Below are 24,476 nucleotides of genomic sequence, written 5' to 3'. Positions count from 1 at the left end.
CATTTCAGAGTCGTGGTTTTTTTATGTTTGGGGGGAGCTTTTGTCAAAATACAAACAAAAAAAGACCGCAAACAGAGTGCAGTCTTTGCGTGCGAATAAGCACTAAGGGAAAAATTGACTTTTATTTGATGCTAAAAACGGCTTGTTAATCCCATGTAATAAGTACGTGGACTGCCATCGCCATGATCGTCACCCGTTCTAACAATAGTGCCAGTTAGGTTTTCAACGCCAGCTCGCAAACTAACACTCTTATTAACTTCGAAAGTCGTACCGACGTCCAATGTGGTGTAGGCTTTTGCAAAACGTATTTCATCTTCAGTATTGTAGGCTTGCTTGCCTAAGTACTGCACTTTGGCAAAAGTATTCCATTGCTCATTCACATCCCAGTACAGACCAACATTAGCCGTTACTTCTGGAACCAATAATAATGGCTCATTATTGTCTTTTCTTTCTGATTCAATAATATAAGTCAAGTTACCTTTTAGGGTGACTGTGCTAACGACCGGTGCGGCAAAAGTGGTTTCAATGCCACTGGTTGTTGCTGCACCGACGTTTCGTTGAATGGTGTACCACTGACCATCAATGATTCCATATAAATTATTTTGGATTAGATCGTCAATGTCGGTATAGAAATAGGTTACGTCAAGTTGATAACCTGCATCTTCAAAGATGAAGCCGACTTCGTAGTTGGTGCTAACCTCAGGCTCTAGGTCTGGGTTACCTAACATAGTACAGCCACCACCAGTGTAGCCCAATGCTACCAATGAGGTGCAACCGTTGCCGCGTGAGAACGTTCCAGAACTAGGTGAGCGCTCAAGTAACGTCGGTGCTCTAAACCCTTGCGAAATCCCCCCTTTCACTGTCCAAATATTGGAAGGATGATAGACCAAATAGGCTCTAGGACTGAGATGTGCATCAAAGCCGTCTGTTTTGTCGAGTCGTGCTCCCAACGTCAGTGTTAAGTTATCCTTCAAATACAATTGATCTTCCGCAAACAATGAGCCAGACCAGCCGTCTGGGTTTAGTTCGGGGGTAATGGGGTTACCATCTTTATCTTCGCTTAAGTTGCCAATGATCGAACGGTTATAAATATCTTCGGTTTTGTATTGCAGACCAAGGGTTAGATCCTGATCTACGCCTAACGACATTGGGATATTGGTTTTTGCGTCAAGTACGGTTTCGTTGGCCTCAGAATCACCAGTACTGTATCCACCACGTCCATTTGGTAACGATTGGTCGTTATTATTGTATTGATTATGGTACAAGTTGATGGTGTTTTTTACGCTTCCTAAATACCCTTCATACCCAATTCCGTAGCCATGATGTTCTAGTTCACCGACACGATATTGTTCGTACTCCGCATCTGGCGCAGAGTCCGATTCTTGCAAACCGTAGTTAAAGTCAAATTTTAGTGTGTGCTTCTTATTGACTTGCCAATTCAATGCTGTATTTACACTATTATTCTCAAAACCAGAACTTCCTCGCGCATTGGTATCCGCATCTCGTTCAGTTTTATTTAACCCAATTTTTAGTCCCACACTGTCGCTTAGTGGTCCTGCCATGTTTGCTCCCAATTGGGTGGTATCACCGAACGAGCCACTGTCAGGTTTTTGATAGTTTGTAGATACTGATCCTCCCCATTTCGCTGGAATTTTACGAGTAATGATGTTTACAACACCGCCCATGGCTTCTGAACCATACAGTGTCGACATAGGTCCACGAACTATCTCTATGCGTTCTATCATCTCAGGCGATATCCAGTCTAGATCTTGCCCTACAAGATCGGCACGATAACCTGTTAGTGATGAACCTCCAACACGTTTGCCATCAACCATAATTAAAGTGTATTGGCTTGGCATACCGCGAAACGAAATTTTAGAGCCTGCTCCTGCATTGCTGTAGCCACCTGTAATGCCTGGTAGTTCACCGAGTAGTTCAGACAGACTTGTGGCTGGTGTTCTCTCTATGTCTTCACGAGTAATAATGCTGATAGAGGCGGGTGCATCTTTTATATCAATATCATTCCCAGATGCTGTCACAACTAGCTGGTCTAGGTTGACGGAATCTTCCGCAAGCAGTATGGAAGAATGAGCGGCAGCACTAATTAGAGTAGCTAAGACAGTAAGTTTATAATGACGAGGTGAAGGGGCCATTGTGAACATTTTCTCCTTGGTTATGGACGAACTTATTTCGTATCATATTGTCAGTAAATTGTAGTGAGAATCTTTATCATTTGTATTATCTAGCAATATTGCTTTGTTGTGGTGATACGTGTTGTTCCTCTTTTTGCAACATTGCAGATGTTGAAAGTCGTGATACATTCCGTGGAAAATATAAGGTGCGTTAACAATGAAATTTAAAGGACGTCAATGGGTTATGTCATACGCAAGATTAGGAGAGCATGAATGTACGATCTTAATGAAGTGAAGACTTTTGTGTCTGTCATGGAAACGGGCAGTTTAAAAGACAGTGCTCATAAGCTTGGGGTGTCAAAATCTACTTTGAGTCGTCGTATAAGTAATTTAGAAAGTGCCTTAAACCAACCCTTATTACGCCGCCAAGCGAATCGGCTTATCGCCAATGAGGCGGGGCTTAAATTTTTGCCTTTCGCGCGAAAAATGCTAAATGTGGCTGATGAAGGCCATAAAGCGGTTGAAGAATTAAAAGAAGAAGTTAGTGGGTCATTAGTTGTTTATGTACACACTACTTTAGTGCGAGGCTGGTTTTCAGCATTGATGTTTGATTTCTTGGAGGAATTTCCTCAGGTTAATATAGATGTCCGTACAGGCAATCAGCTATACCAAGAGATAAAAAGCAACGACGTGTGTGTGTGGGTTGGTGAACCTGCAAACGATCAATTACGTTCTGAACGGATTGGACAGTTAAGCCAAGGCTTGTACGCCAGTGCCAATTATTTAGAACGAATTGGCATGCTGAACCACCCTAGTGAGCTGAGCCAGCATGCTTGGGTTGATACGCTAAAAAGCGAGCAAAATAGCATAGTGTTGGAGCATGAAACTCAAGGCGACGTGTCTTTTGATTTGCCTAAATCACGACTTACCGTGGATCAATACATATTGCATGCCGAGGCTATCATTCGAGGTAAAGGCGTAGGCTTACTACCACATTACTTTGCTGAAAAACATTTGGCTCGCCATCCTGAGGTATTTGTACCTTGCTTGCCAGAGTGGAAAGGTAAGTCACAGCCAGTCTACCTGCAATACCCTTTCGGCCATTTACCAAGGAAAATGCACGCTTTGATTCAATATTTAAGAGATGAAGCCAAAGCGTTTTATTGATTCCAATGTATTTGTCTTGTTATCGCTCAGACTTCCACCAGAGTGTTAGCGGTGGAAGTTTGTTGATCGAAAAAATGTGTCCAAACTGAGGTGTGCTTAATATCACATTTCGGTTCGCAGACTCAGTCACCACACGATCAAATGGATCATGCCAAGTGTGGAATGCGAGGTCAAACGTGCCATTATGAATGGGCATCATAACTTTTCCTTTCAGATCGATATGCGCTTGAACGCTTTCTTCTGGCTTCATATGGATGTCAGCCCAGTCTGCATCGTACGCACCAGTTTCTATCATGGTGAGGTCAAAGGGGCCATACTTGTCGCCCGTTTCCTTAAAGCCCTGAAAATAACCAGAGTCACCGCTAAAGAAAATACTGTCTTGTGGTGTTTTAATCACCCAAGCCCCCCATAAAGTCGCATTACCATCGCCCATGCCACGGCCAGAGAAATGCTGAGTGGGTGTGAAGACGACTAAGCCTTGGCTTGTTTTCAGCTCTTGCCACCAATCAAACGTAGTGATTGTGTTGGCCTGAATGCCCCAATTTATGAGATCACCATCCACGCCTTTTGGTACTAAAAACTGTTGTGTTTTGGTGCGTAAAATCTTGATGCTCGCCTTATCCAGATGATCGTAATGGTTATGAGAAATCAATACTTTATCAATAGGCGGTAAGTCTTCTAGACTGATAGGGGGCTGGTGGAATCGTTTGGGGCCAGCAAACTGAAAGGGTGATGCTCGATCCGAGAAAACAGGATCAATTAGCCAGTACTCACCATATATCTTTAATAAAATAGAAGAGTGCCCAAGCTTAACTAGGTGCAAGGTGTCATTGCTTAGTGCGTCCAAATCGGCTCGACTTACGCGGCTAACTGGAATGTTGATATCTGGCGTCGTATTCACTTTCTTTTCCGTGAAAAAACGCACCCATAGGGCAGCAGTATCGCTAAACGTCATAGGCTGGCGCGGTGCCGTATTATGAAATTTAGCGTCTTTATAAGGTGCAGAAGTGACCTCTGTAATAGGAGGAACTTTAGATTTAATATTCAGATTAACGATATAAATCACTAGAGCGAGCGCAATAACCAAGGCAACAAAGAGTTTGATCACAAACATAGATAATCACTTTTGGGTTAGATGGTAGCTTATAATTTGGGCGGATGGATAAAACACAATCATAGAATTGTGCCAATAATAAGCAAGTATTGAGACTTCAGGTCTGTATGGTAGTTGAGTAAACTGAACCAAACTTTTGATTAAGCTAGAAAGGAGCCAATGTGATTCACATTGAAAAAATGACGACTCGGCATTTAGCTGATGTTCTATTGCTAAGCGTTGCAGACGAACAGCAGAGATTTGTTGGCAGTATCGAGGAAATATTAAAAAGCGCTAATGCGCAAATTCGTCCTCATGTGATCCTTGTAGAGGGGATCGTTGTTGGCTTTTTTTAATTGATACCATTTATGCAAAACACTTTGATTTTGCTAAAAAACACAGTCTAGGACTGCGTAGTTTTTTTATCAGTAAAGAGTTCCAAGGCAGAGGCTTCGCCAAGCAAGCCATCTCGGCATTGCCCCATTATCTTAAAGAAGCTTTTCCAACGTATTCGATTATTTACTTAACCGTAAACTGCCAAAACCCTGTTGCCAAAGAACTTTATTTAAAGGGCGGCTTTGAAGATACCAACAACCTTTACCATGGTGGGCCAGCGAGCTCACAGCATATTATGATGAAAGCGATTGAATCCAGCATTGGAGCTGAGAGCGAATGAAAAACATGTCTATACAACCCATTTCGCAAACTATGTGGGATGAAATACTCCAGATCCAAGCCGAAGCTTACTCAGAAATCGAACCTGAAAGCCTAGAAGTATTACAGAGTAAATGGCAACAATCGCCAGCGTGTTGTTTTGCCTACCTTGAAGAAAAAAGAGCGCTAGAAGAACAAAATGGGCCAGAAGATAAAGAAGAAGCACAAGGCATATTGGGGTACTTATTGGCTCATGCTTGGCACAGTGAAACGCCGCCCAAACTCTATCAAACTTTATCGGAAAGCAGCCATGGCTCGATCTTATTTTTGCATGACTTAGCGCTGTCAAAACGGGCTTTGGGTAGGGGCATTGGTTCTCAAATGGTCAAACATTTATTGGAAACAGCTACTCTATTAGGGTTTAACAGCGTTTTACTGGTTTCCGTGCAAGACTCAGTACCATTTTGGCAGAAGCACGGCTTTAATGAAGTAACGAATCAACAGGCCAGCGACAGCTACGGTGAAGACGCCAAAATCATGAGGAGACGGTTGACTTAAAAAAGGCGTTTGTCATCAAGTCTCTCTTGCTTATCTGATAATAGAGTGGATCTTCTTATTCTCTTATAAGGAACACAGACGCTAATTCACATTAGAGTCTGCGCAGTCCCCACATGAGATATAGGCCACCGATAATAGACGCCACCATGCCGGCTGGAATTTCCTGAGGATAAAGCCATTGCCTGCCGAGCCAATCAGACAGCAGCATTAGGAGCCCACCCACAAGTGCTGACGCAATAAGATGTTCTTTCGCTTTGCTGAAACCGAGTAGACGAGCCAAGTGAGGAGCCATCAGACCAATAAAACTGAGGGGGCCAACAACCAATGTGGCGGCAACAGTTAAGCAAGCGGCAAGAAGCAGTAATAAGAGTCTTGCGCGAGACACCTTCATGCCTAATGATTGGGCTGTAGATTGACCAAGTGGCAAAATATCTAACCATTTACTCACTACAAAGCCAAGTCCAACAAAGACAAGCGTCGCGACAGCCAAAGGCAATAGGGTATTCGTTGTTACGTAATAAGTTGAGCCGGATAACCAAGCAAGAAACGCATAACTACGGGGATCACCACCCGCCAAAATAAGCGTTTGTACCGCATTCATTAACGCCGTGATGGCCACACCAGTCAGCAGCACTTGCTCTGGTTGAAAGCCAGATTTGTGGTTCAACAGTATGATCAAGCCCATGGTTAAGAGAGCACCAATCAAACCGCCCAAGTAAAGCCCTATTGTGCTGGAAGCAAGACCTGCATAAATAGTAACAATAAGGCCAATCGCAATACCAGAGCTAATGCCAATGACTTCAGGGCTGGCCATTGGGTTACCACTTAAACGTTGAATAATCGTACCAGCAACCGCCAGCATGATGCCTGCTAACAGGGCTGCAACCAATCGCGGAATCCGCCACTCCAACATCGACCAATCGCCATTGAGAACTAACCATTGCCAACCATCGGTTTGCACTGACAGCGTGGCAAACAAACAAAAGCCAATTACTAAGGCGCTACCAGTCCACAAAATGGATGACCTGTTGAGTCGACTAATATGATGGTGGTGTCGTGTTAGTACGGTTTGTGTTTGATGACGAATGGCTAATTTGGGCAGCAACCACAGCATTAATGGGGCGCCTAGCGCAGCGGTTGCCGCGCCTGTTTGTATTACCATGCCCAGCATGCCGGGGAGTAATTGAATCAGTAAATCGGTTAGGGTTAACAGCAACGCCCCGAGAATCATGGATATGACGAGCTTAGGGACCAATCGACGTACACCCATTAAGCGCGTAATGGCGGGGGCGGCAAGACCGATAAAGCCAATAATGCCGACACTGGCAACCACCCAAGAGGTGAGTAACACCGCCAGACCAAGGCAGATAAAGCGTAATTTGGTCAATGACACGCCTAAGCTTTTTGCACCAGATTCAGTCAGTTCTAATAAACTCAAAGGCTTTAGAAACACAAAAGCAATAAGTACGGCAGTCAAAATGCGTGGCCATAGATACTGGACATTTCCCCATCCCGTTTGCGCTAAAGAGCCAGCGCCCCAGATCATTAAGCCGGAGAGTTTTTCTTGGTTTAACATGAGCAAAACAGTGCTGAAGGCACTGAAATACAAATTGATAACCAATCCCGCAATCACTACGATGGTGGGTGATAAAGCACGCTGCCATGACAAAGCAAACACCAATCCCATAGACACAATGCCGCCTATTAAAGCCACCAAACTGTGTGAAAAACTAATCAGCCAAGGCGCGTAAAGTGTCGCGAGCATCAAGCTAAAGCTAGCACCGCTTGCGATGCCAAGGGTCGAAGGTGATGCGATTGGGTTGCGCAGTACCTGTTGCATCAGCACGCCTGCAACCGCCAAGGCCGCACCACAAAGTAGAGTGCTGAATACGCGAGGCCACCAGGTTAATGTCAATTCGACAGAGAGACTAGATTGCCAATTCGTTGTAAACGGGTTGATAAATTGACTATGTAACGCCCCAAGATTCGCCAAATGGGAACCCATTAATACAGCGGTTAAGACAATGAGTGTGAGTATTAGAGTCGTCGGAAGAGCGCGCATTATTTTGCTTCCTCATTAAGAGCAGAGGTTAATAAGGTAGCAAAACGTACCGTAGAGGGGATGGCGCCAAAGCTCCATACCGCTGGAATGGTCAACACTGGGTGACCTGATTGTTTTACTACATATTGCCAAAATGCATCCTGTTGCAAATGCTGTTTTACCCCTGCTGGTAAGGGTTCTATCACGACAATCTGTGCTTTTAGGCCAATGAGTTTGTCGATACTGACTAAAGAAAATCCCCAGCTATTGGTATCGCCTTGCCAAGCGTTTTTCAAACCGATTTTATCGACGGCTATTTTATACATGCTATTGTTGCCGAAGACTCGAACATGACGGGCATCCATAAATTGCACCAACAATAACGGTGCTGCCTCCATAGGGACTTGTTTCGACAATGTGGCTAAAGTGTCTCGAGCCGATTGAATTAGGGTGTCAGCTGCGTCTTCTCTGTGTGTGTGTTTGGCAATGATTCGGGTATAGGTTTCTAGCGCTTGCCAAGAGACCTCGTCTTTTTTGTACAAGGTAATGTTCTTGATGGGAGCGATTCGAGACAGTTGTTGTGTCAGTGATTGAAACATGGGGGAAATAAAAATTTGATCAGGTTTTAATTCCGACAGTCGCTCCATATTAGGTTGGGTACGAAGACCTAGATCGACGGTGCCTTCAGGAATCTCTGGTGCTTTTACCCAAGCGTTGTAATCGGCTATTTGCGCTGCGCCAATAGGTTTAACTCCCAAAGCCAACAGTGTTTCGGTTTGCGTCCAGTCAATGACGACCACTCTTAGGTCCTGTTCTTGAGCAAGGGAAATAGGAGACGCCAAAGTGATGACTAACATCAACAGATAAGAAAAAATTCGTTTCATGACATTCCACTTAGCTAATAGGGCATGGCAACCGGATACCCTGCAGGGTGATTCAGGATGTGCATGTGTATACCGTAAATATCTTGCAATGTCTGAGGGGTAAAAAGACTCTCGACAGAGCCAGAAGCAATCATTTTTCCACTATGAAGTGCCACGATATGGTCGCAGAAGCGTGCAGCCATATTAATATCATGAATAACAATAATGACACCTAGGTTTAGTTCTCGGCTGAGCTTTTTGATCAGCTTTAGCATGTCTACCTGATGGGCAATGTCTAAGGCAGAAAGAGGTTCATCGAGCAATAAATATTGCGAGCGTTGTGCCAAAAGCATTGCCAACCAAAGACGCTGGCGTTCACCACCAGATAAGGTGTCGACCAAGCGATCTGCATAATCCATTGTGTCAGTTAATGCCATAGCTTCGTCTATATATTGCTTGTCTTGCTTGTTTAAGCGGTCCAGTAAGCCGTGCCAAGGGTAACGACCAAAACTGACGAGATCTTTGCCTGATAAACTGTCCGTTGTGGGCGTTTGCTGAGGCAGATAAGCAACCTGCTGGGCGAATTTTTTAGGCGACCAAGCTACAATAGCTTGATCATTCAAGAAAAGTTGACCACTTGTCGGTTTTTGCTGCTGGGCGAGTAATTTAAGCAGTGTGGATTTACCAGAACCATTGTGTCCCACTAATGCGTAAACCTTTCCAGCTTCAAAAGTCATTGAAACATCTGTTAGCAATACTCGGCCATCAACGCTAAACCCTAGTTTTTTCGACTCTATCATGCTACCAATCCGTCATGTTTTATATTGTGCGTCGTCTATTTTAAGGCGATACATTTTATAGGTTGGTAATATTAATACAAATCATTTCTATTTGTTGTGGTTTTATTGCATGCATCGTCGCTTTTCGTAGGCCGGATGAATCGAGGAACGAAGATGTAATCCGGCGATGAAAGATTAGCCGAGGTACGAGGCGCTTTACTTGAAAATGAAAGTGATGGTTGAAGATTAACGTGACGTACACCAACGCCTCCGTGTACGAAATTACCAAAATCATGAAGCGAGCGCTTTAACGCGTTCGTAAAAGCGTTCGTATTGTTCTTAATTCACTCGACCATAAAAGGTTTTGCTTGCCGCTTCTGATAGGGCAATTCCAGGTTGTGAATTATAGGCGAGAACCGCCAGCATACGAGTGGTATTACCTTGTGTTGGTGTGACTCGGTGAATGGCATTTCGACCACGGAAAAGCACCAAAGCGCCGGGTTCGATTGCTAATTCTTTGACTTTTTTCTGTCCCGCGAGAACCTCACTGACTCCGCTGTAATTCATCTCGCCAGCATCAGCATCACGCATGTTTTCAATGTATTCAAACACACCGCCACCCTCAGGCTTTTGAATTAACAAAGTAATGGCAAATGACGAGTTATCGAAGTGCCAACCTAACTCTTGGCCTTCGCTGGCGTAATGCAAATTGATAGAAGAAAGATTATCAGCGTAGTTATACAGTGCATCTTCTTCCAACACACTGGCAAGAAAGGCTCGAAATACTTCCGAATTATAAAGCTGGCGTAGTGGTGAATCGTCATCGATTTGATCGTCCGTGATGCAGCCTTTGGACGAAATGACCTGCTTGTTTCTCGCATGATCTGCGTCATAATTTGGATCGACATTCGTTAAGTAAACGTTATGGGTGGACTTGGTATACCAAGCGAGATCTTTTTTCGCCTCGCCTTCCTTAATAACAGCTCGAATTGCCTTATGATTGAGGAAGTCAGGCAAAACCAACGCCCCGTTTTCTGCCAACGTCTTTTTACAATTCTCTCTAAAGCCATTATCTTCAATAGGGTAAGTGGTCTCATTAATAATATTGCATAACGACATTAGTGTTCCCCTTTAGGTTTTGATCTTTTATATTGCCAGCGGTACCCTCTAGATTAGTGACGTTAGCAACACAGTTAAATCAATATTTTATACACCTATCATTCATTTTTACTTAACAATAATGTTAATAAGTGATCCCGTTTTGCACAGCCTTCATTCTACGAGAGCATCATGTTAAAACTGCCTAACCTGAACGGCTTAATCACCTTTATAAACGCAGCGCACACTGGCAACTTTGCGAAAACGGCAAAAGCCTTGTGTATAACGCCAGCGGCCGTCAGCCAACAAATAAAACAGCTGGAATCTCATCTAGACACAACACTGTTTGAACGCTCAAAACTTGGTGTGGAACTGACTCAAGCAGGTCAGCAATACTTATACTTTGCCAACCAAGCGATTGAAAGCCTGCAACGTGGACAAGCCAGCTTAGACCAATTAAAGCAGCAAACGATTTTTACCTTACACACATTACCGTCAGTGGCGAGCTTGTGGTTAATGCCCAAAGTACTGCGCATAATGGAACAACACCCAGACCTAGAAATACGAGTGGAAGCCAGCCATGCAGCGGTCGACTTCAACTTGAGCCGCTGTGATGCAAGCATCAGCTTTGGTAAACAAGACAAATCACTAAACCACGATTTTTTATTCCAAGACGAAGTACACCTCGTCGCCAGTCCATCACTCGTTAACGGAATAGCACAGGGGGATTTAGACGCATTACTGGAAAAACCAATGATCCATATAGACTGGGGCGACGAGAATCCATATCTACCCAACTGGCAAGACTGGCTAACTGCCGCAGGTTACCACAACCGAAAATCCAACAAAGGCCCACAATTCAACCTCTCCAGCATGGCGATCGACGCCGCCATACAAGGCAAAGGCCTACTACTCGGCCAAGGACTTTTCATCCAAAATGCACTGAAAACAGGGCAACTCATCACACTAAGCCCAATCACACTGCCACTAAGAAAAGCCTACTACCTCATCTATCCAGATAGAACCAAGAATAAAGACGGAGCAATGGGATTGATAGAGTGGTTGAAAGAGGCTGATTTCTAAGATTAAGGTGTTGGCATTGTTGGTGAACTTTAATAGAAAGGGCATTTAATTAGCATGAATTAGTCCGTTCTAATAAAAAGCAAGTTGACCAAGCTCTTAGTACTGGTTAGCTTTTATAGAACATATTTTAAGCATGGATAGTTCATGGAAAACCAAGATAAGAACGAAGCAAATATTTCTGTAGATTTAACTTTCGATCAAGTGATAGAAGAGGCTCACTACATTCGAGGCCTTTTTTACAGATAAAGACAGTGTGAAGCTGTTAGCTGAGTGGTTACATGAAGATTATGGAATTAACAAAGCCGCCTCACGACTTGCTTTAAAATATATTATTCCTTTTGTACTAAACAGACTATCTCAACTTGGTAAAGTGGTAGCTCAGTCTTGGATAAATAAATTACATGATAATTTATCCCACAGACCCTTGTATGAAAAATTGAGCCGCACGTTACTCGATACCTTGAAAACTCATACAGATAAGACTTATCAAAGCGCTATGCAGGTAGCCGATTCTGAACAGTTAAAGCTGCTACAAGCAACACCAAGTTGGATTCAACTTAATGCTGAACAACAAGGTCTAGTGCATCTACTTTTGGCACAAGAAAAAAACCATCAGCAACAACTTGGTATTAGTAATGATCTACATCACCTCATTGATTTGCTTTCATTTGATTTAGATTTGAAGTCCGTTGAGCAGCTCAAATCCCAAGCTGAAAACGTAGAAAAAGGCAGTGCTATTTGGTTGACCTACTTTAAGCAACATTCCGATTTAATTGGCCGTGATGCTCAGCTGAATCGACTCGACGAATTTTATGATCAAGAAACCATGTTTAGCTGGTGGGCCATATCTGGTGCAGGCGGCATAGGTAAAAGTCGTTTAGCTTTAGAATCCATTGCTCGTCATGATTACCTTTGGGATGCGGGTTTTTTACACGCCTCAAAACTCGATGTACCTGATGCTTTGCATAAATGGATGCCGTTACAACCCACGATTATAGTTATTGATTATGCGGCTTCATATAGTAAACAAATTGCTAATTGGTTAGACCATATAATTCGACATAAAGACAATTATCTCTGTCCTGTGCGAATTTTAATATTAGAAAGGGAATACAAAAAACAAGATTGGTGGGAGCACCTAACCACAGGGTCTAGCGCAGCCTTAGTCCGCAAAAATGCTTTTTATACACAAGCTGATCCACTTGAACTTATGCCGTTGAACAAAACGGACCAACAAACAGCGCTCGCCAGTTTTTTATCTAGCTTAGATGCTAATGGCAAACTTCCTGAAAAAGACAGCGCGATTTGGGAAACAATCCATGAACTCACCACAAAAGGCAGTCCATTATTTTTAGGCATGGTTGCCATCGTATTGGCGCATAATGAACTTGCGGATATTCGTCAATGGCAACATCTAGACCTTCTGGACAATATATACAGTAGAGAAAAGCAAGCATGGCAACGCCAATTAGCAGACCTATCTAAACAGCAGCAAGAGCAAACCATTAACCTATTAGCCTTTTCTACTTTCATTGGTGGCTTTGATTGGGACAATCATAAAGAGGAAAGTATCCAAACTTTGCTTGCTTGCGAGTTAATCGACTCAAAAAGAGATATAACAAAAGTTCGCCAAAGAATGACATTACTAACCGGTCATGAAGCAGGTTATCTCCAGCCTGACCTAATTGGAGAATACTTCCTTTTACATCATGATTTATTTGAAGACGACGATGTACTAAAGCATGCCTTCTCACTCTCCCAAAACATCACTCTACAAAACCTCATTCGTTGTGCAACCGATTACCCTGAAAATAAAAAATCTTTTATATGGTGGAAAAAATTATTATCTACAGCCAAAGAAAAAGATAAAACTGAGATATTATATGAAACTGCTTTTCGCATAGTAAGTAGACTAATCATAAAAGCAATTTATAAAGTTTCATTGGATGTTTGGTTGCCAGCCCTTAAAAAAATAGATGATAAGAAAATTCATGCTCGTGTCCTAACTACCATAGGGAGGGTTTATTATTGGATGTCTAATTACGGAATGGCATCTGATTACTGGAAACGATCCTTATCAATTCAAAAAGAAATCGGTGATAAAAAAGGAGAAGGTGCAACTTTAAATAATATATCGTTGATATTCCAAATGAAAAGTGAATATGAAACAGCATTACAGTATCAAAAAGACTCATTGGCTATTCAAAAAGAAATTGGTGATGAGACTGGGGTTGGTATAACTCTAAACAATATGGCAATTAATGCAAAAGCTCAAGGTGATTACGACTTGGCAATGAACTATTTACAGGAGTCTATAGTTACTCCCATGGACAAGTTAGGTGAAAGTGTAACTCTAAATAGTATGGCTGCTATCGCTCATGCCAGAGGTAATAGTGATGTAGCACTAGAACTCCTCGAGAAGTCTTTGAAGACTTTAGATGGAGTTGGGAATAAGCTAGGGATCGGCTCAATATTAAATAACATTTCACAAATTTATAGTATCAGAGGAGATGTTGATACTGCATTAATTTATTTGAAAAAATCCTTAATGATAAGAGAGGAAATTAAGGATATATTTGGGTTGGGGACAACACTAAATAATATTGCTAATGTTTATCAAGCCAGAGGAGAATATGATATGGCATTGAAATGTTTGCATAGATCTTTGGTGATAAGGAATGAGATTAATGATAGATTAGGAAAAGGAGTGACATTAAATAATATGGCATCTGTCTATAATAGCAAAGGTGATTATAGTGCTTCATTATGTTATTCGAAAGAGGCTTTATGTATTCAAAGGGAGGTTGGGGATAAAGAAGGTATTTGTGCAACTTTATTTAATTTAGGACATTTTTATTATCAAAATAGCCAAAAAGAAGATGCTATAACTGCTTGGCTAGAAGTTTATCAAATAGCTTCATCAATGGGGTTGAAACAAGCATTGGATTCGCTAGAAGAATTGGCTAATTATTTGAATTTATCTGGGGGAGTGTATGCATGGAAAGCATTATTAGATAAAAGAAATAGTCAAAGTTAGAATAGTGGAACGTTTAAATTCTAGTTGTTGCTTGTTAGGTCTTGTTTTTTCTATATCTGGGTTAGCTATTTCTTGATCTGACCCCACGGCATTGGATGAAACCCACCAAAGCCGATCTACACTTTCTGAACTCATACCACGGAAGAACGAACTTCGACGCAATCCTGATTGCGCGACCCTATGGAGTTTCAGGGGCAGTTAAAGATATCCTTTCTCACAACAGCGAAAACAATCTATGCCTTACGATATAACGAGCGTAGGAAGCAATCATGCACCTATGAAAAGAATCAGGCATTAAAGATCTTAAAGAGACCTTTTGGTTACTTTTGCGGCTCTGGGCAAAAGTTAAACGCCCAGCAGGGCGGAATAAAGGCTGTGATTACAAAGCGTTCGAATGGAAACAGTCAAAACCATAACCCCTCCCTAACCCTCCCCTTGAAGAAAGGGGAGGGAACAAAACCGCTATATACGTCAAATGACGTATACGCCTAAGTCATTTCGCGCATACCTTTCCAACGGTGTTTTTTTAATACTGGCTTTGCGGATTTGAGGTGTTAACACCTCGTCTAAAAAATCAACAATATTATAAATCACAATAGGACGGCTCCAACTATGAAAATCAAAACGCTTACTTCTGCGATTGTGCTCTCTGGTGCAACGCTTATTGCGCTTCCTTCACTGGCGGCAGACACAATCAAGGTCGGTGTGTTGCACTCCTTGTCTGGCACCATGGCGATTTCTGAAACCACGCTAAAAGACACTGTCTTGATGATGGTGGATGAGCAAAACAAAAAGGGTGGTTTGTTAGGTAAGAAGATCGAAGCTGTGGTGGTTGACCCAGCATCAAACTGGCCATTGTTTGCAGAGAAAGGACGCGAGTTATTAACCAAAGACAAAGTGGATGTGATTTTTGGTAGTTGGACATCGGTTTCTCGTAAATCGGTATTGCCAGTATTGGAAGAGTTGAACGGTTTGATGTTCTACCCAGTTCAGTACGAAGGCGAAGAGTCGTCTAAAAACGTGTTCTACACAGGGGCTGCGCCAAACCAACAGGCGATTCCTGCGGTGGATTATTTGATGAATGATCTTGGCGTAGAGCGTTTTGTGCTAGCCGGAACTGACTATGTTTATCCTCGTACCACCAACAAAATTCTTGAAGCCTATCTAAAAGGCAAAGGCGTTGCTGAACAAGACATCATGATCAACTACACGCCATTTGGTCATTCGGATTGGCAATCGATAGTGTCGGATATCAAAAAATTCGGCAGTGAAGGTAAGAAAACAGCCGTGGTTTCTACCATCAATGGTGATGCCAACGTGCCTTTTTACAAAGAGTTGGGTAACCAAGGTGTGTCTTCTGAAGACATCCCAGTGGTGGCGTTCTCTGTGGGTGAAGAAGAGCTTTCTGGTTTAGACACGAAACCATTAGTTGGTCACTTGGCGGCTTGGAACTACTTCCAAAGTGTGGAAACACCAGAAAACGAAGCTTTTATCAAAGCATGGCATGAGTACACCAAGAATCCTGACCGTGTCACCAATGACCCAATGGAAGCGACTTACATCGGTTTCAAAATGTGGGCTAACGCCGTAACGAAAGCCGGTACCACAGACGTTGATGCGGTGGAACAAGCCATGATAGGACAAACCGTGCCTAACTTAACGGGCGGTGTGGCGGTGATGAATAAAAACCACCACTTGAGTAAGCCGGTACTGATTGGCGAGATCCAAGACGACGGTCAATTTGAAGTGGTTTGGGAAACCGATGGCGTGGTGGCGGGTGATGCTTGGTCTGATTTCTTGCCAGGTTCTAAAGACCTGATTTCAGATTGGACGGCGCCAATCAAGTGCGGCAACTACAACACCAAAACTAAGACATGTTCTGGTCAGAATTACTAATTTGACCCATTCCCGGGGTAACCTCGACTCTCTGTCTAGCAGGCTAATAAGCGAGTTAGCCAGAGAGTCACTTTTTACCTTCGAGCAAGCTTCTGATTTCTTTCTTAGCGTTGTGTTTCTGAATGCTAGCGTAATAAACCTACGACACTTGGAGTATGACCTTGAGACGTATCACCTTGAGACATTGCATTGCGCTTTGTTGCTGTCTTTTTGGGCTATTTTCCCTTTCTACTCATGCGGCTGAACCGACTTCTTTGGATCCTTTGCTGGCAGAGTTGGGCGAAGCCAAAATCAAAGATATGGAGCCTATTCTAGTCAGAATCGAAGCCGTATCCGATGAAACCGTTCTACCGCTTTTGCGTACTTTATTAAACGGTAACTTGTATTACATCAAGGCAGAAAAAAAGGTCATTGGTGAATTCGAAACCAACGGCGAAACCTATTACAAAGACGTATTTACTGATGAAATTAACGCTGGCATTAATAAGCGTGATGTTGAAAAAATCCGTGTGAACAATAACTTACGTGGCTATTTGCGTAATGCTATTGCCCGTATTCAGCTGACGTCCAAATCGCCAAGCGTTCGAGAAAGTGCAGTACGTTCCTTATTGTCTAATCTCGATCAAGATACAGTCGCGACGTTAGAGCGCTTGTATTCCAATGAAACCCATAAAAAAGTCAAAGAAGCTATGGCGTTAGCATTGGCAATGCATACCGCCTCGCAAACGCAATTGGCGCCGTCTAATCGCATTGCGGCGATTGACACCCTGTCTACCAGCTTAGAAAGCGATGTACGAAATCTACTAACGCAATTGACTCGTGACGACAATGCCGCGGTGGTAAGTGCGGCAAATATTGCCTTAGAAAAAATTGCGCAACGGGTGAATCGTTTTGCCTTTGTCGATCAGTTATTTTTTGGTTTGAGTCTTGGTTCAGTATTGCTGTTAGCCTCTATTGGTTTGGCGATTACCTTTGGGGTGATGGGCGTGATCAATATGGCCCATGGCGAAATGATTATGCTGGGCGCTTACACGACCTACGTGGTGCAGTTAATCATGCCGAATTACATCGATTATTCGATTTGGGTGGCGATCCCAGCGGCCTTTTTGGTGTCTGGCTTGATGGGCGTATTGATTGAACGCTTAGTGATTTGCCGTTTGCATGGCCGACCACTAGAAACCTTGCTCGCGACCTTTGGTATCAGTCTGATTTTGCAGCAATTGGTGCGGACGATTTTCTCGCCGCTTAACCGTCAAGTGTCTACGCCTAGCTGGATGAGCGGTTCTTGGGAAATAAACCCTGTGCTGTCTTTAACGTGGAACCGTTTGTACATTCTGGCCTTTGCCTTGTTGGTGTTCATCGTCTTGGTGATTGTATTGAAGAAAACCTCTCTTGGTCTAAACGTGCGTGCGGTATCGCAAAATCGCAACATGGCCAAAGCCATGGGGGTGAAAACCCATTGGGTGGATGCAATGACCTTCGGTCTGGGTTCTGGTATCGCGGGTATTGCCGGTGTGGCTTTGAGCCAATTAACCAACGTTGGGCCAAATTTAGGCCAGTCTTACATTATCGATTCTTTCATGGTGGTGGTGTTTGGTGGCGTTGGTAACTTGCTGGGCACTTTGGTAGCAGCCTTTACTTTGGGTATCGCGACGAAGTTTCTTGAACCAACTACGGGCGCGGTTCTCGCAGCGATTCTGGTGTTGGTGTTTATTATTCTCTTTATCCAAAAACGTCCTAAGGGACTCTTTCCACAAAAAGGGAGGGCGGCAGAATGACACGTCTTACAGCTTGGTTTTCTGAAGGGCGCTCGACGGGCAAACACACTTTGCCATTTGTGGTGATTTTATTAGGTGTGACGATTTTGGCGTCGGCCGCGAATCTGTTTTTACCCGCTGATTCGGCTTTCTATGTCAGCACTTACACCATTACTTTGCTGGGTAAATATTTGTGCTACGCCATGTTGGCGTTAGCGGTGGATATTATTTGGGGATATTGCGGTATTTTGAGTTTAGGCCACGGGGCGTTTTTCGCCTTAGGCGGTTACGCGATGGGCATGTATTTAATGCGTCAAATCGGGGATCGCGGGGTGTACGGTAATCCTTTACTGCCTGACTTTATGGTGTTTTTGGATTGGAAAGAGTTGCCATGGTTTTGGTTGGGCATGGATCAGTTCTGGTTCGCTATGTTAATGGCGGTGCTGGTGCCAGGGTTGTTGGCTTTTGTGTTTGGTTGGTTGGCGTTTCGCTCTCGTGTTACCGGCGTGTATCTTTCCATCATGACGCAAGCCTTAACTTATGCCTTGTTGCTGGCGTTCTTCCGCAACGAAATGGGCTTTGGCGGCAACAATGGTCTGACCGATTTTAAAGAAATCCTTGGCTTTAATTTGCAAGCGGATAGCACACGCGTTGCGTTGTTTTTGATCACCGCGATTCTACTGGCGGTGATCTTCGTGGTCAGTCAGAAAATCTTGTCCTCTCGTCTCGGTAAGGTGGTGTTGGCGATTCGTGACTCGGAATCTCGCTCACGTTTTATTGGTTATCGTACCGATAGATACAAAGTGTGGCTGTTTGTTTATTCCGCTGTGATTGCTGGCATTGCAGGCGCCTTGTATGTACCACAAGTCGGCATTATCAACCCTGGCGAGTTTTCCCCTATCAACTCTATCGAGATGGTGATTTGGGTAGCGGTGGGTGGTCGTGGCACCTTGATTGGTGCGGTGATTGGGGCCTTATTGGTGAACTACGCGAAAACCCGTTTTACCGCGATTATGCCTGATGCTTGGTTGTTCGCCTTGGGTGCCATGTTTGTGCTGGTGACCTTGTATTTACCAAAAGGCTTGATGGGCTTGTATGGGCAGCTAAAGGCCAAGCGAAATACTGTTATGAATAAGGAGTCGCAAGCATGAGCACTTTAGATAGTACGCGTGAATTTTTCCGCCGTGATCAGGTTTGGCCTTTTCTGGCGCCAGAACAAGCCGCTGTTAATGTCGACAATCAGGTGATTCTGTATGTAGAAGGTTTGAATCTGAGCTTCGATGGCTTTAAGGCTTTAAATAATCTCAACCTTTATGTGAACGATGGCGAATTACGTTGTTTGATCGGTGCCAATGGTGCGGGCAAAACCACCTTGATGGATGTGATTACCGGTAAAACTCAGTGTGATTCCGGCACAGTGTTCTTTGGGCAAAACCACAACTTATTGAACAAAGACGAAGCCGAAATTGCTCAGCTTGGCATCGGTCGTAAATTTCAAAAGCCAACCGTATTTGAAGAGCAAACCGTGTTCGACAATTTGGAGTTGTCCCTTAAAACCGACAAGCGCGTTTTGCCGACCTTGTTCTCGCGTTTAACACCGACACAAATCGACCGCATTGATGAGGTATTAAAAACCATAGGTTTGGCTAAGCATAGATTCATGCTGGCGGGTGCCTTGTCTCACGGTCAAAAACAATGGTTAGAAATCGGCATGCTGCTCGCGGCCGATCCAAGGCTGTTATTGATCGATGAACCCGTGGCGGGCATGACAGCACAAGAAACCGAACGTACGGCGGAGTTGTTAACGTCTTTAGCTGGAGAGCGAACGGTGATTGTCGTGGAACACGATATGGAGTTTGTGCGCAGCATTGCGCGCACGGTAACGGTATTGCACCAAGGTTCTGTGTTGGCCGAAGGCACGATGGATCAGATACAAAGTAATAAAGACGTGATTGAAGTGTACCTTGGTGAAGAAGCCGCAAGCGAGAAAGCGCAAACAAGAACCAAAGCGCAAAAAGGAGCGTCAGAATGATTTCAATTAACAAGGTTGATCAACTTTACGGTGGCACGCAAATTCTTTGGGGCTTGGATTTAGAGATAGTCCCTGGCTCCATTACTTGCATCATGGGACGCAACGGTGTGGGTAAAACCACCTTGCTAAAAGCCATCATGGGCTTATTGCCGATCACAAAAGGCGAGATCACCATGGAAGGCGACGTACTGAATAAACAAAGCGCTGAAAAACGTGCGTATTCGGGAATTGGCTACGTTCCCCAAGGGCGAGACATTTTCCCCATGCTCACCGTGGAAGAAAATTTGCGCATTGGTTTGCCAGTGCGAAGTAAACGTACCAAAGACAGTCCGAAAGAAATCCCAGAGAAAATCTTCGAACTTTTCCCTGTATTGAAAGACATGTTGCATCGTCGTGGTGGTGATTTATCTGGCGGGCAGCAACAGCAGCTTGCGATCGGCCGTGCCTTGGTATTAGAACCAAAAGTCTTGATTTTGGACGAGCCAAACGAAGGCATTCAGCCCAACATTGTTAAACAGATCGGCGATGTGATTTTAAAGCTGAACGAAGAAGAAGGTTTGACCGTTATCTTGGTGGAACAAAAGCTCGGTTTCGCCCGTCGTGTGGGTAAAGAATTTCGTTTGATGGAAAAGGGACGCATTGTGGCGGCGGATAAAATGGAGAACCTTAACGACACGCTGATAAAACAATACTTGGCGGTCTGATTTTTGCATTCGCTCAATGCGCAGAGTTGTTTGGCAAAACAAAATTTTAATCCAGTAGACCAGCCGTCAGGATGACGGTAAAGGCCCAACCGGCACAGGGATGTGCCGTATGGGCCGGGTCGGAGGATGAATTTTGTTGGAGCCACTATACAACCAAGAAAACAATGTCTGTCGCCATGTGTGAAGACGCTTATAGGGCATCAATGAATAATAAACATAATCTTGCTTTGGCAGAACAATACGACCAAAAGCCGCTGCCAGAAACAAACATGCCAGTGACGGGACAAGCTTCACACTGGCATGCGTTTCTGACCTTAGGCTTTTGTCAAACCACTCGCGGTACCGTGTTGAAAACCTGCGATCACAAAGGGCCTTTGTACGTACAAAAGCCTTTTTATCCTGAAGGTCGAGACACGGCGCACGTGTATTTATTGCATCCACCGGGCGGATTGGTGTCGGGTGATCGCCTCACGATTACGGCAAACTTAGCCGAAAATACTCACGTTTTAATCACTACGCCGGGAGCTGGTCGTGTCTATCGTGCTCGTAAAGACAAGACTCTACAGCATCAAATTACCCAGTTGAACGTCGCTGAAAACAGCTTAATGGAATGGTTACCGCAAGAAACCATTCTTTATCCGAATGCCCATACTCGCCTTGAAAACTGCATTGACCTTGCGGATAACGCTAAGTTCATTGGTTGGGAAATCACTTGCTTTGGTTTGCCAGCCAATAAAGAAGATTTTGGCGAAGGCCACGCAGAGCAAGGCTTTCAGATCCGTCAGAACGGTCGTCTTAAAGTACGAGAACGCTTGGTGATAGACGATAACAGCCGAGCCATTTTTACCGCCAAAGCCGGACTGGATGGCAAGCCAATCAATGGTTTGATGATCGCTGGGCCGTTTGATTCAGCCAATCAGGACGATTTGATCGATTCTTTACGTCAGCATTGTACCCAACATGGGTCACTAAGTGGCGTAAGCATGGTCGGCGAGTACATCTTAGTTCGTAGCCTTCATGATGATTCAGAACAAGTAAAACAGCTATTTATTCAGTGCTGGCGCGATATTCGTCCCGCATTAATCAACAAAGAATCCAATGAACCGAGAATTTGGTCGACCTAAAACGGGGCGTGTGATCCATTTTGGTTCATATAAATCTATTTAAGAGTGACATGAAGAGGCATTAAATAAAAATGGAACTACTCCCAAGAGAAAAAGACAAGCTGCTGGTATTTACCGCCGCCTTGCTTGCCGAACGTCGTTTGAATCGCGGTCTTAAATTGAATTACCCCGAAGCCATGGCGTACATCACCATGGAAATTATCGAGGGCGCTCGCGATGGTAAAACCGTGGCGGAGTTGATGGCTTATGGCAAAACGGTATTAAGCGCGGAACAAGTGATGGATGGCGTAGTGGAGTTAATCCATGAAGTGCAGGTGGAAGCGACGTTTCCTGATGGGACTAAGCTAGTCACTGTTCATAATCCCATTAATTAATGACTACTCGTTACGTCATTAAAAGTATGTGTTCTTGTTTAAAAGGAAAACATCATGATTCCAGGTGAAATACAGGTTGCCGCGGGTGATATTGAACTCAATGTGGGCCGCAAAACGGTGAAAGTTCGTGTCGAAAATACCGGTGATCGTCCTGTGCAAATTGGCTCCCATTATCATTTTTACGAAGTGAATCCTGCTTTGTCTTTTGATCGTGCAGTGACGAAAGGCTTTCGTTTGAATATCGCGTCTGGCACCGCGGTGCGTTTTGAACCTCGCCAAGGCCGAGAAGTGGAGTTGGTCGAATACGCGGGCACGAAAACCATTTATGGCTTCCGTGGTGACGTCATGGGCACATTGGCTGGAGCAGAATAATGGCGACGATGGACAGACAAAGTTACGCGCAAATGTTCGGTCCAACCACGGGCGACCGCGTGCGTTTAGGCGATACCGATATTTGGATTCAGGTGGAAAAAGATTTCACCGTGTATGGCGACGAAGTGAAATTCGGCGGCGGCAAGGTCATACGCGACGGTATGGGACAAAGCCAAGTGACCAATGATGTTGCTGTAGATTTGGTGATTACCAATGCCTTGGTGTTGGATCATTGGGGCATTGTGAAGGGCGACGTTGGCATCAAAGACGGCCGCATTTTTAAAGTCGGCAAAGCGGGCAACCCAGATGTGCAAGATAACGTCGATATTGTGGTTGGGCCGGGAACAGAAGTGATCGCTGGCGAAGGGTCTATTTTGACTGCGGGGGGCATTGATGCGCACATTCACTTTATTTGTCCGCAGCAAATTGAAGAGGCTTTGACCTCTGGCGTCACCACCATGATTGGCGGTGGTACAGGGCCTGCAACAGGAACCAAAGCGACCACTTGTACACCTGGGCCTTGGTATCTTGGCAAGATGTTACAAGCCACCGACAGCATGCCGATGAACTTGGGCTTTTTGGGCAAAGGCAACGCCAGTCTGCCAGAAGCCTTAGAAGAACAGCTAGAGGCGGGCGCTTGTGGTCTGAAACTGCACGAAGATTGGGGTACCACGCCCGCGTCGATTGATTGTTGTTTGAGTGTCGCGGAAAAATACGACGTACAAGTGGCGATTCACACCGATACCTTGAATGAATCCGGCTTTGTCGATAGCACCATTGATGCCTTTAAAGATCGCGTAATTCACACCTACCATACCGAAGGCGCGGGCGGCGGTCATGCGCCGGATATTATTCGTGCGGCGGGTAATCCGAATGTTTTACCATCGTCGACTAATCCAACGCGCCCTTATACTCGCAACACGGTAGACGAGCATTTAGACATGCTGATGGTGTGTCACCATTTGGACAGCAATATTCCAGAAGACGTGGCCTTTGCCGATTCGCGTATTCGCAAAGAAACCATTGCTGCGGAAGACATTCTTCATGATCGTGGCGCGTTCAGTATGATTTCGTCCGATTCCCAAGCCATGGGGCGAGTAGGCGAAGTCGTGACGCGTACGTGGCAAACGGCTCACAAGATGAAGCAGCAGTTTGGCTTATTGCCAGAAGACCAAGAGCTTGGTGCGGACAACTTTCGGGACTCGTCGCTACATTGCCAAGTACACCATTAACCCAGCGATTGCCCATGGAATTAGTCATGAAGTGGGTTCGATTGAACCAGGCAAACTGGCGGATTTGGTGTTGTGGAAGCCCGCCTTTTTTGCGGTGAAGCCTTCGATGATTATCAAGGGTGGCATGATCGCCAGCGCGCCAATGGGTGACCCAAATGCCTCTATTCCGACACCTCAGCCAGTGCATTATCGTCCTATGTTTGGTTCGTTCGGTAAGGCTGCTGCGGCGACGTCTGTGACCTTTGTTTCTCAGGCAGCACTGAACAATGGCCTGAAAGAATCACTCGGTTTGGATCGTACTTTGGTGGCCTGTAAAAACACACGCAATATTTCCAAGCTTGACATGATTCACAACGACTGGCTGCCGAACATTACCGTCGATCCGCAAACCTATGAAGTGCGCGCCGATGGCGAATTATTAACTTGTGAGCCTGCGGAAGTCTTGCCCTTGGCTCAGCTTTATACTCTCTTTTAGAGACG

Annotated in this window: 20 protein-coding genes and 1 pseudogene; 15 read left to right on the top strand and 6 right to left on the bottom strand. The window is 44.5% G+C overall.

Annotated elements, in window-relative coordinates; all coding sequences use genetic code 11:
* Nucleotides 1-131 precede the first annotated feature (131 nt).
* Nucleotides 132-2,153, bottom strand: coding sequence for a TonB-dependent receptor domain-containing protein (locus AC0L6V_RS13030; RefSeq protein ID WP_409418629.1), 2,022 nt, complete (start codon nt 2,151-2,153; stop codon nt 132-134).
* Between the two features lie 252 nt (nt 2,154-2,405).
* On the opposite strand from AC0L6V_RS13030, the gene AC0L6V_RS13025 reads away from it, so the two are divergent.
* The gene (locus tag AC0L6V_RS13025; RefSeq protein ID WP_265218304.1) at nt 2,406-3,299 is read left to right on the top strand and encodes a LysR family transcriptional regulator; all 894 of its coding nucleotides are present in this window, start codon (nt 2,406-2,408) and stop codon (nt 3,297-3,299) included.
* Nucleotides 3,300-3,318: 19 nt separating this feature from the next.
* On the opposite strand, the gene AC0L6V_RS13020 is transcribed toward AC0L6V_RS13025, so the two are convergent.
* Nucleotides 3,319-4,413, bottom strand: coding sequence for an MBL fold metallo-hydrolase (locus AC0L6V_RS13020; protein WP_265218305.1), 1,095 nt, complete (start codon nt 4,411-4,413; stop codon nt 3,319-3,321).
* Between the two features lie 161 nt (nt 4,414-4,574).
* Between AC0L6V_RS13020 and AC0L6V_RS13015 the strand changes: the two genes are divergently transcribed.
* The 3 genes from AC0L6V_RS13015 to AC0L6V_RS13005 are packed head-to-tail and all read left to right on the top strand — an operon-like array spanning nt 4,575 to nt 5,604.
* Nucleotides 4,575-4,748: a hypothetical protein gene (locus AC0L6V_RS13015; protein WP_265218306.1), complete on the top strand. Its 174-nt coding sequence runs from the start codon at nt 4,575-4,577 to the stop codon at nt 4,746-4,748.
* A complete protein-coding gene (locus AC0L6V_RS13010) occupies nt 4,748-5,068 on the top strand; it encodes a GNAT family N-acetyltransferase (protein ID WP_418139089.1) in 321 nt (106 codons plus the stop codon). The genes AC0L6V_RS13015 and AC0L6V_RS13010 overlap by 1 nt, the downstream gene beginning before the upstream one ends.
* A complete protein-coding gene (locus AC0L6V_RS13005; RefSeq protein WP_265218307.1) occupies nt 5,065-5,604 on the top strand; it encodes a GNAT family N-acetyltransferase in 540 nt (179 codons plus the stop codon). The genes AC0L6V_RS13010 and AC0L6V_RS13005 overlap by 4 nt, the downstream gene beginning before the upstream one ends.
* A gap of 91 nt (nt 5,605-5,695) precedes the next feature.
* Here AC0L6V_RS13005 and fhuB read toward each other — a convergent pair whose 3' ends face one another.
* From fhuB to AC0L6V_RS12985, 4 genes are all read right to left on the bottom strand, one after another.
* Nucleotides 5,696-7,666: a Fe(3+)-hydroxamate ABC transporter permease FhuB gene (gene fhuB, locus AC0L6V_RS13000; protein ID WP_409418627.1), complete on the bottom strand. Its 1,971-nt coding sequence runs from the start codon at nt 7,664-7,666 to the stop codon at nt 5,696-5,698.
* A complete protein-coding gene (locus AC0L6V_RS12995; protein ID WP_265218310.1) occupies nt 7,666-8,529 on the bottom strand; it encodes an ABC transporter substrate-binding protein in 864 nt (287 codons plus the stop codon). The genes fhuB and AC0L6V_RS12995 overlap by 1 nt, the downstream gene beginning before the upstream one ends.
* A gap of 14 nt (nt 8,530-8,543) precedes the next feature.
* Complete coding sequence (locus AC0L6V_RS12990; protein ID WP_265218311.1) at nt 8,544-9,308, bottom strand: ABC transporter ATP-binding protein; 765 nt, start codon at nt 9,306-9,308, stop codon at nt 8,544-8,546.
* Nucleotides 9,309-9,626: 318 nt separating this feature from the next.
* Entirely contained in the window at nt 9,627-10,406 is a 780-nt protein-coding gene (locus tag AC0L6V_RS12985) for a HalD/BesD family halogenase (protein ID WP_409418626.1), read from the bottom strand.
* Between the two features lie 171 nt (nt 10,407-10,577).
* On the opposite strand from AC0L6V_RS12985, the gene AC0L6V_RS12980 reads away from it, so the two are divergent.
* From AC0L6V_RS12980 to ureC, 11 genes and pseudogenes are all read left to right on the top strand, one after another.
* Nucleotides 10,578-11,468 (top strand): LysR substrate-binding domain-containing protein, encoded by an 891-nt coding sequence (locus AC0L6V_RS12980; protein WP_265218313.1) that lies wholly within the window; start codon nt 10,578-10,580, stop codon nt 11,466-11,468.
* A 253-nt stretch (nt 11,469-11,721) separates the two neighbouring features.
* Nucleotides 11,722-14,505, top strand: coding sequence for a tetratricopeptide repeat protein (locus AC0L6V_RS12975; RefSeq protein WP_265218314.1), 2,784 nt, complete (start codon nt 11,722-11,724; stop codon nt 14,503-14,505).
* Nucleotides 14,506-15,117: 612 nt separating this feature from the next.
* The gene (gene urtA, locus AC0L6V_RS12970) at nt 15,118-16,401 is read left to right on the top strand and encodes an urea ABC transporter substrate-binding protein (protein WP_265218315.1); all 1,284 of its coding nucleotides are present in this window, start codon (nt 15,118-15,120) and stop codon (nt 16,399-16,401) included.
* 155 nt (nt 16,402-16,556) lie between these two features.
* Entirely contained in the window at nt 16,557-18,179 is a 1,623-nt protein-coding gene (gene urtB / locus AC0L6V_RS12965; RefSeq protein WP_265218316.1) for an urea ABC transporter permease subunit UrtB, read from the top strand.
* Nucleotides 18,176-19,309: an urea ABC transporter permease subunit UrtC gene (urtC, locus tag AC0L6V_RS12960; protein WP_265218317.1), complete on the top strand. Its 1,134-nt coding sequence runs from the start codon at nt 18,176-18,178 to the stop codon at nt 19,307-19,309. The genes urtB and urtC overlap by 4 nt, the downstream gene beginning before the upstream one ends.
* The gene (gene urtD / locus AC0L6V_RS12955) at nt 19,306-20,190 is read left to right on the top strand and encodes an urea ABC transporter ATP-binding protein UrtD (protein WP_265218318.1); all 885 of its coding nucleotides are present in this window, start codon (nt 19,306-19,308) and stop codon (nt 20,188-20,190) included. The genes urtC and urtD overlap by 4 nt, the downstream gene beginning before the upstream one ends.
* Complete coding sequence (gene urtE / locus AC0L6V_RS12950; protein WP_265218319.1) at nt 20,187-20,894, top strand: urea ABC transporter ATP-binding subunit UrtE; 708 nt, start codon at nt 20,187-20,189, stop codon at nt 20,892-20,894. Before urtD ends, urtE begins: the two co-directional genes overlap by 4 nt.
* Before the next feature lie 203 nt (nt 20,895-21,097).
* A complete protein-coding gene (locus tag AC0L6V_RS12945; protein ID WP_265218320.1) occupies nt 21,098-22,018 on the top strand; it encodes an urease accessory protein UreD in 921 nt (306 codons plus the stop codon).
* 71 nt (nt 22,019-22,089) lie between these two features.
* Nucleotides 22,090-22,392 carry an urease subunit gamma gene (locus AC0L6V_RS12940; RefSeq protein WP_072840219.1) on the top strand — a complete coding sequence of 101 codons (303 nt, stop codon included), beginning with the start codon at nt 22,090-22,092 and terminating at the stop codon, nt 22,390-22,392.
* Nucleotides 22,393-22,446: 54 nt separating this feature from the next.
* A complete protein-coding gene (locus AC0L6V_RS12935; protein ID WP_418138334.1) occupies nt 22,447-22,764 on the top strand; it encodes an urease subunit beta in 318 nt (105 codons plus the stop codon).
* Nucleotides 22,764-24,471 (top strand): annotated as a pseudogene (ureC, locus tag AC0L6V_RS12930) (urease subunit alpha). Before AC0L6V_RS12935 ends, ureC begins: the two are co-directional and overlap by 1 nt.
* Nucleotides 24,472-24,476 lie beyond the last annotated feature (5 nt).

This window comes from Marinomonas sp. G8-14, assembly GCF_055808935.1.
This window is presented reverse-complemented; position numbering and strand designations above follow the sequence as displayed.

What these genes read in the sequence shown, in the direction of transcription:
- AC0L6V_RS12980 (WP_265218313.1), top strand. Translation starts at nt 10,578, where the DNA reads ATGTTAAAACTGCCTAACCTGAACGGCTTAATCACCTTTATAAACGCA.
- AC0L6V_RS13005 (WP_265218307.1), top strand. Translation starts at nt 5,065, where the DNA reads ATGAAAAACATGTCTATACAACCCATTTCGCAAACTATGTGGGATGAA.
- AC0L6V_RS12940 (WP_072840219.1), top strand. Translation starts at nt 22,090, where the DNA reads ATGGAACTACTCCCAAGAGAAAAAGACAAGCTGCTGGTATTTACCGCC.
- urtE (WP_265218319.1), top strand. Translation starts at nt 20,187, where the DNA reads ATGATTTCAATTAACAAGGTTGATCAACTTTACGGTGGCACGCAAATT.
- AC0L6V_RS13025 (WP_265218304.1), top strand. Translation starts at nt 2,406, where the DNA reads ATGTACGATCTTAATGAAGTGAAGACTTTTGTGTCTGTCATGGAAACG.
- AC0L6V_RS12985 (WP_409418626.1), bottom strand. Translation starts at nt 10,406, where the DNA reads ATGTCGTTATGCAATATTATTAATGAGACCACTTACCCTATTGAAGAT.
- fhuB (WP_409418627.1), bottom strand. Translation starts at nt 7,666, where the DNA reads ATGCGCGCTCTTCCGACGACTCTAATACTCACACTCATTGTCTTAACC.
- AC0L6V_RS12935 (WP_418138334.1), top strand. Translation starts at nt 22,447, where the DNA reads ATGATTCCAGGTGAAATACAGGTTGCCGCGGGTGATATTGAACTCAAT.
- urtD (WP_265218318.1), top strand. Translation starts at nt 19,306, where the DNA reads ATGAGCACTTTAGATAGTACGCGTGAATTTTTCCGCCGTGATCAGGTT.
- AC0L6V_RS12995 (WP_265218310.1), bottom strand. Translation starts at nt 8,529, where the DNA reads ATGAAACGAATTTTTTCTTATCTGTTGATGTTAGTCATCACTTTGGCG.
- AC0L6V_RS13020 (WP_265218305.1), bottom strand. Translation starts at nt 4,413, where the DNA reads ATGTTTGTGATCAAACTCTTTGTTGCCTTGGTTATTGCGCTCGCTCTA.
- urtB (WP_265218316.1), top strand. Translation starts at nt 16,557, where the DNA reads ATGACCTTGAGACGTATCACCTTGAGACATTGCATTGCGCTTTGTTGC.
- AC0L6V_RS12945 (WP_265218320.1), top strand. Translation starts at nt 21,098, where the DNA reads ATGAATAATAAACATAATCTTGCTTTGGCAGAACAATACGACCAAAAG.
- urtC (WP_265218317.1), top strand. Translation starts at nt 18,176, where the DNA reads ATGACACGTCTTACAGCTTGGTTTTCTGAAGGGCGCTCGACGGGCAAA.
- AC0L6V_RS13030 (WP_409418629.1), bottom strand. Translation starts at nt 2,153, where the DNA reads ATGGCCCCTTCACCTCGTCATTATAAACTTACTGTCTTAGCTACTCTA.
- AC0L6V_RS12990 (WP_265218311.1), bottom strand. Translation starts at nt 9,308, where the DNA reads ATGATAGAGTCGAAAAAACTAGGGTTTAGCGTTGATGGCCGAGTATTG.
- urtA (WP_265218315.1), top strand. Translation starts at nt 15,118, where the DNA reads ATGAAAATCAAAACGCTTACTTCTGCGATTGTGCTCTCTGGTGCAACG.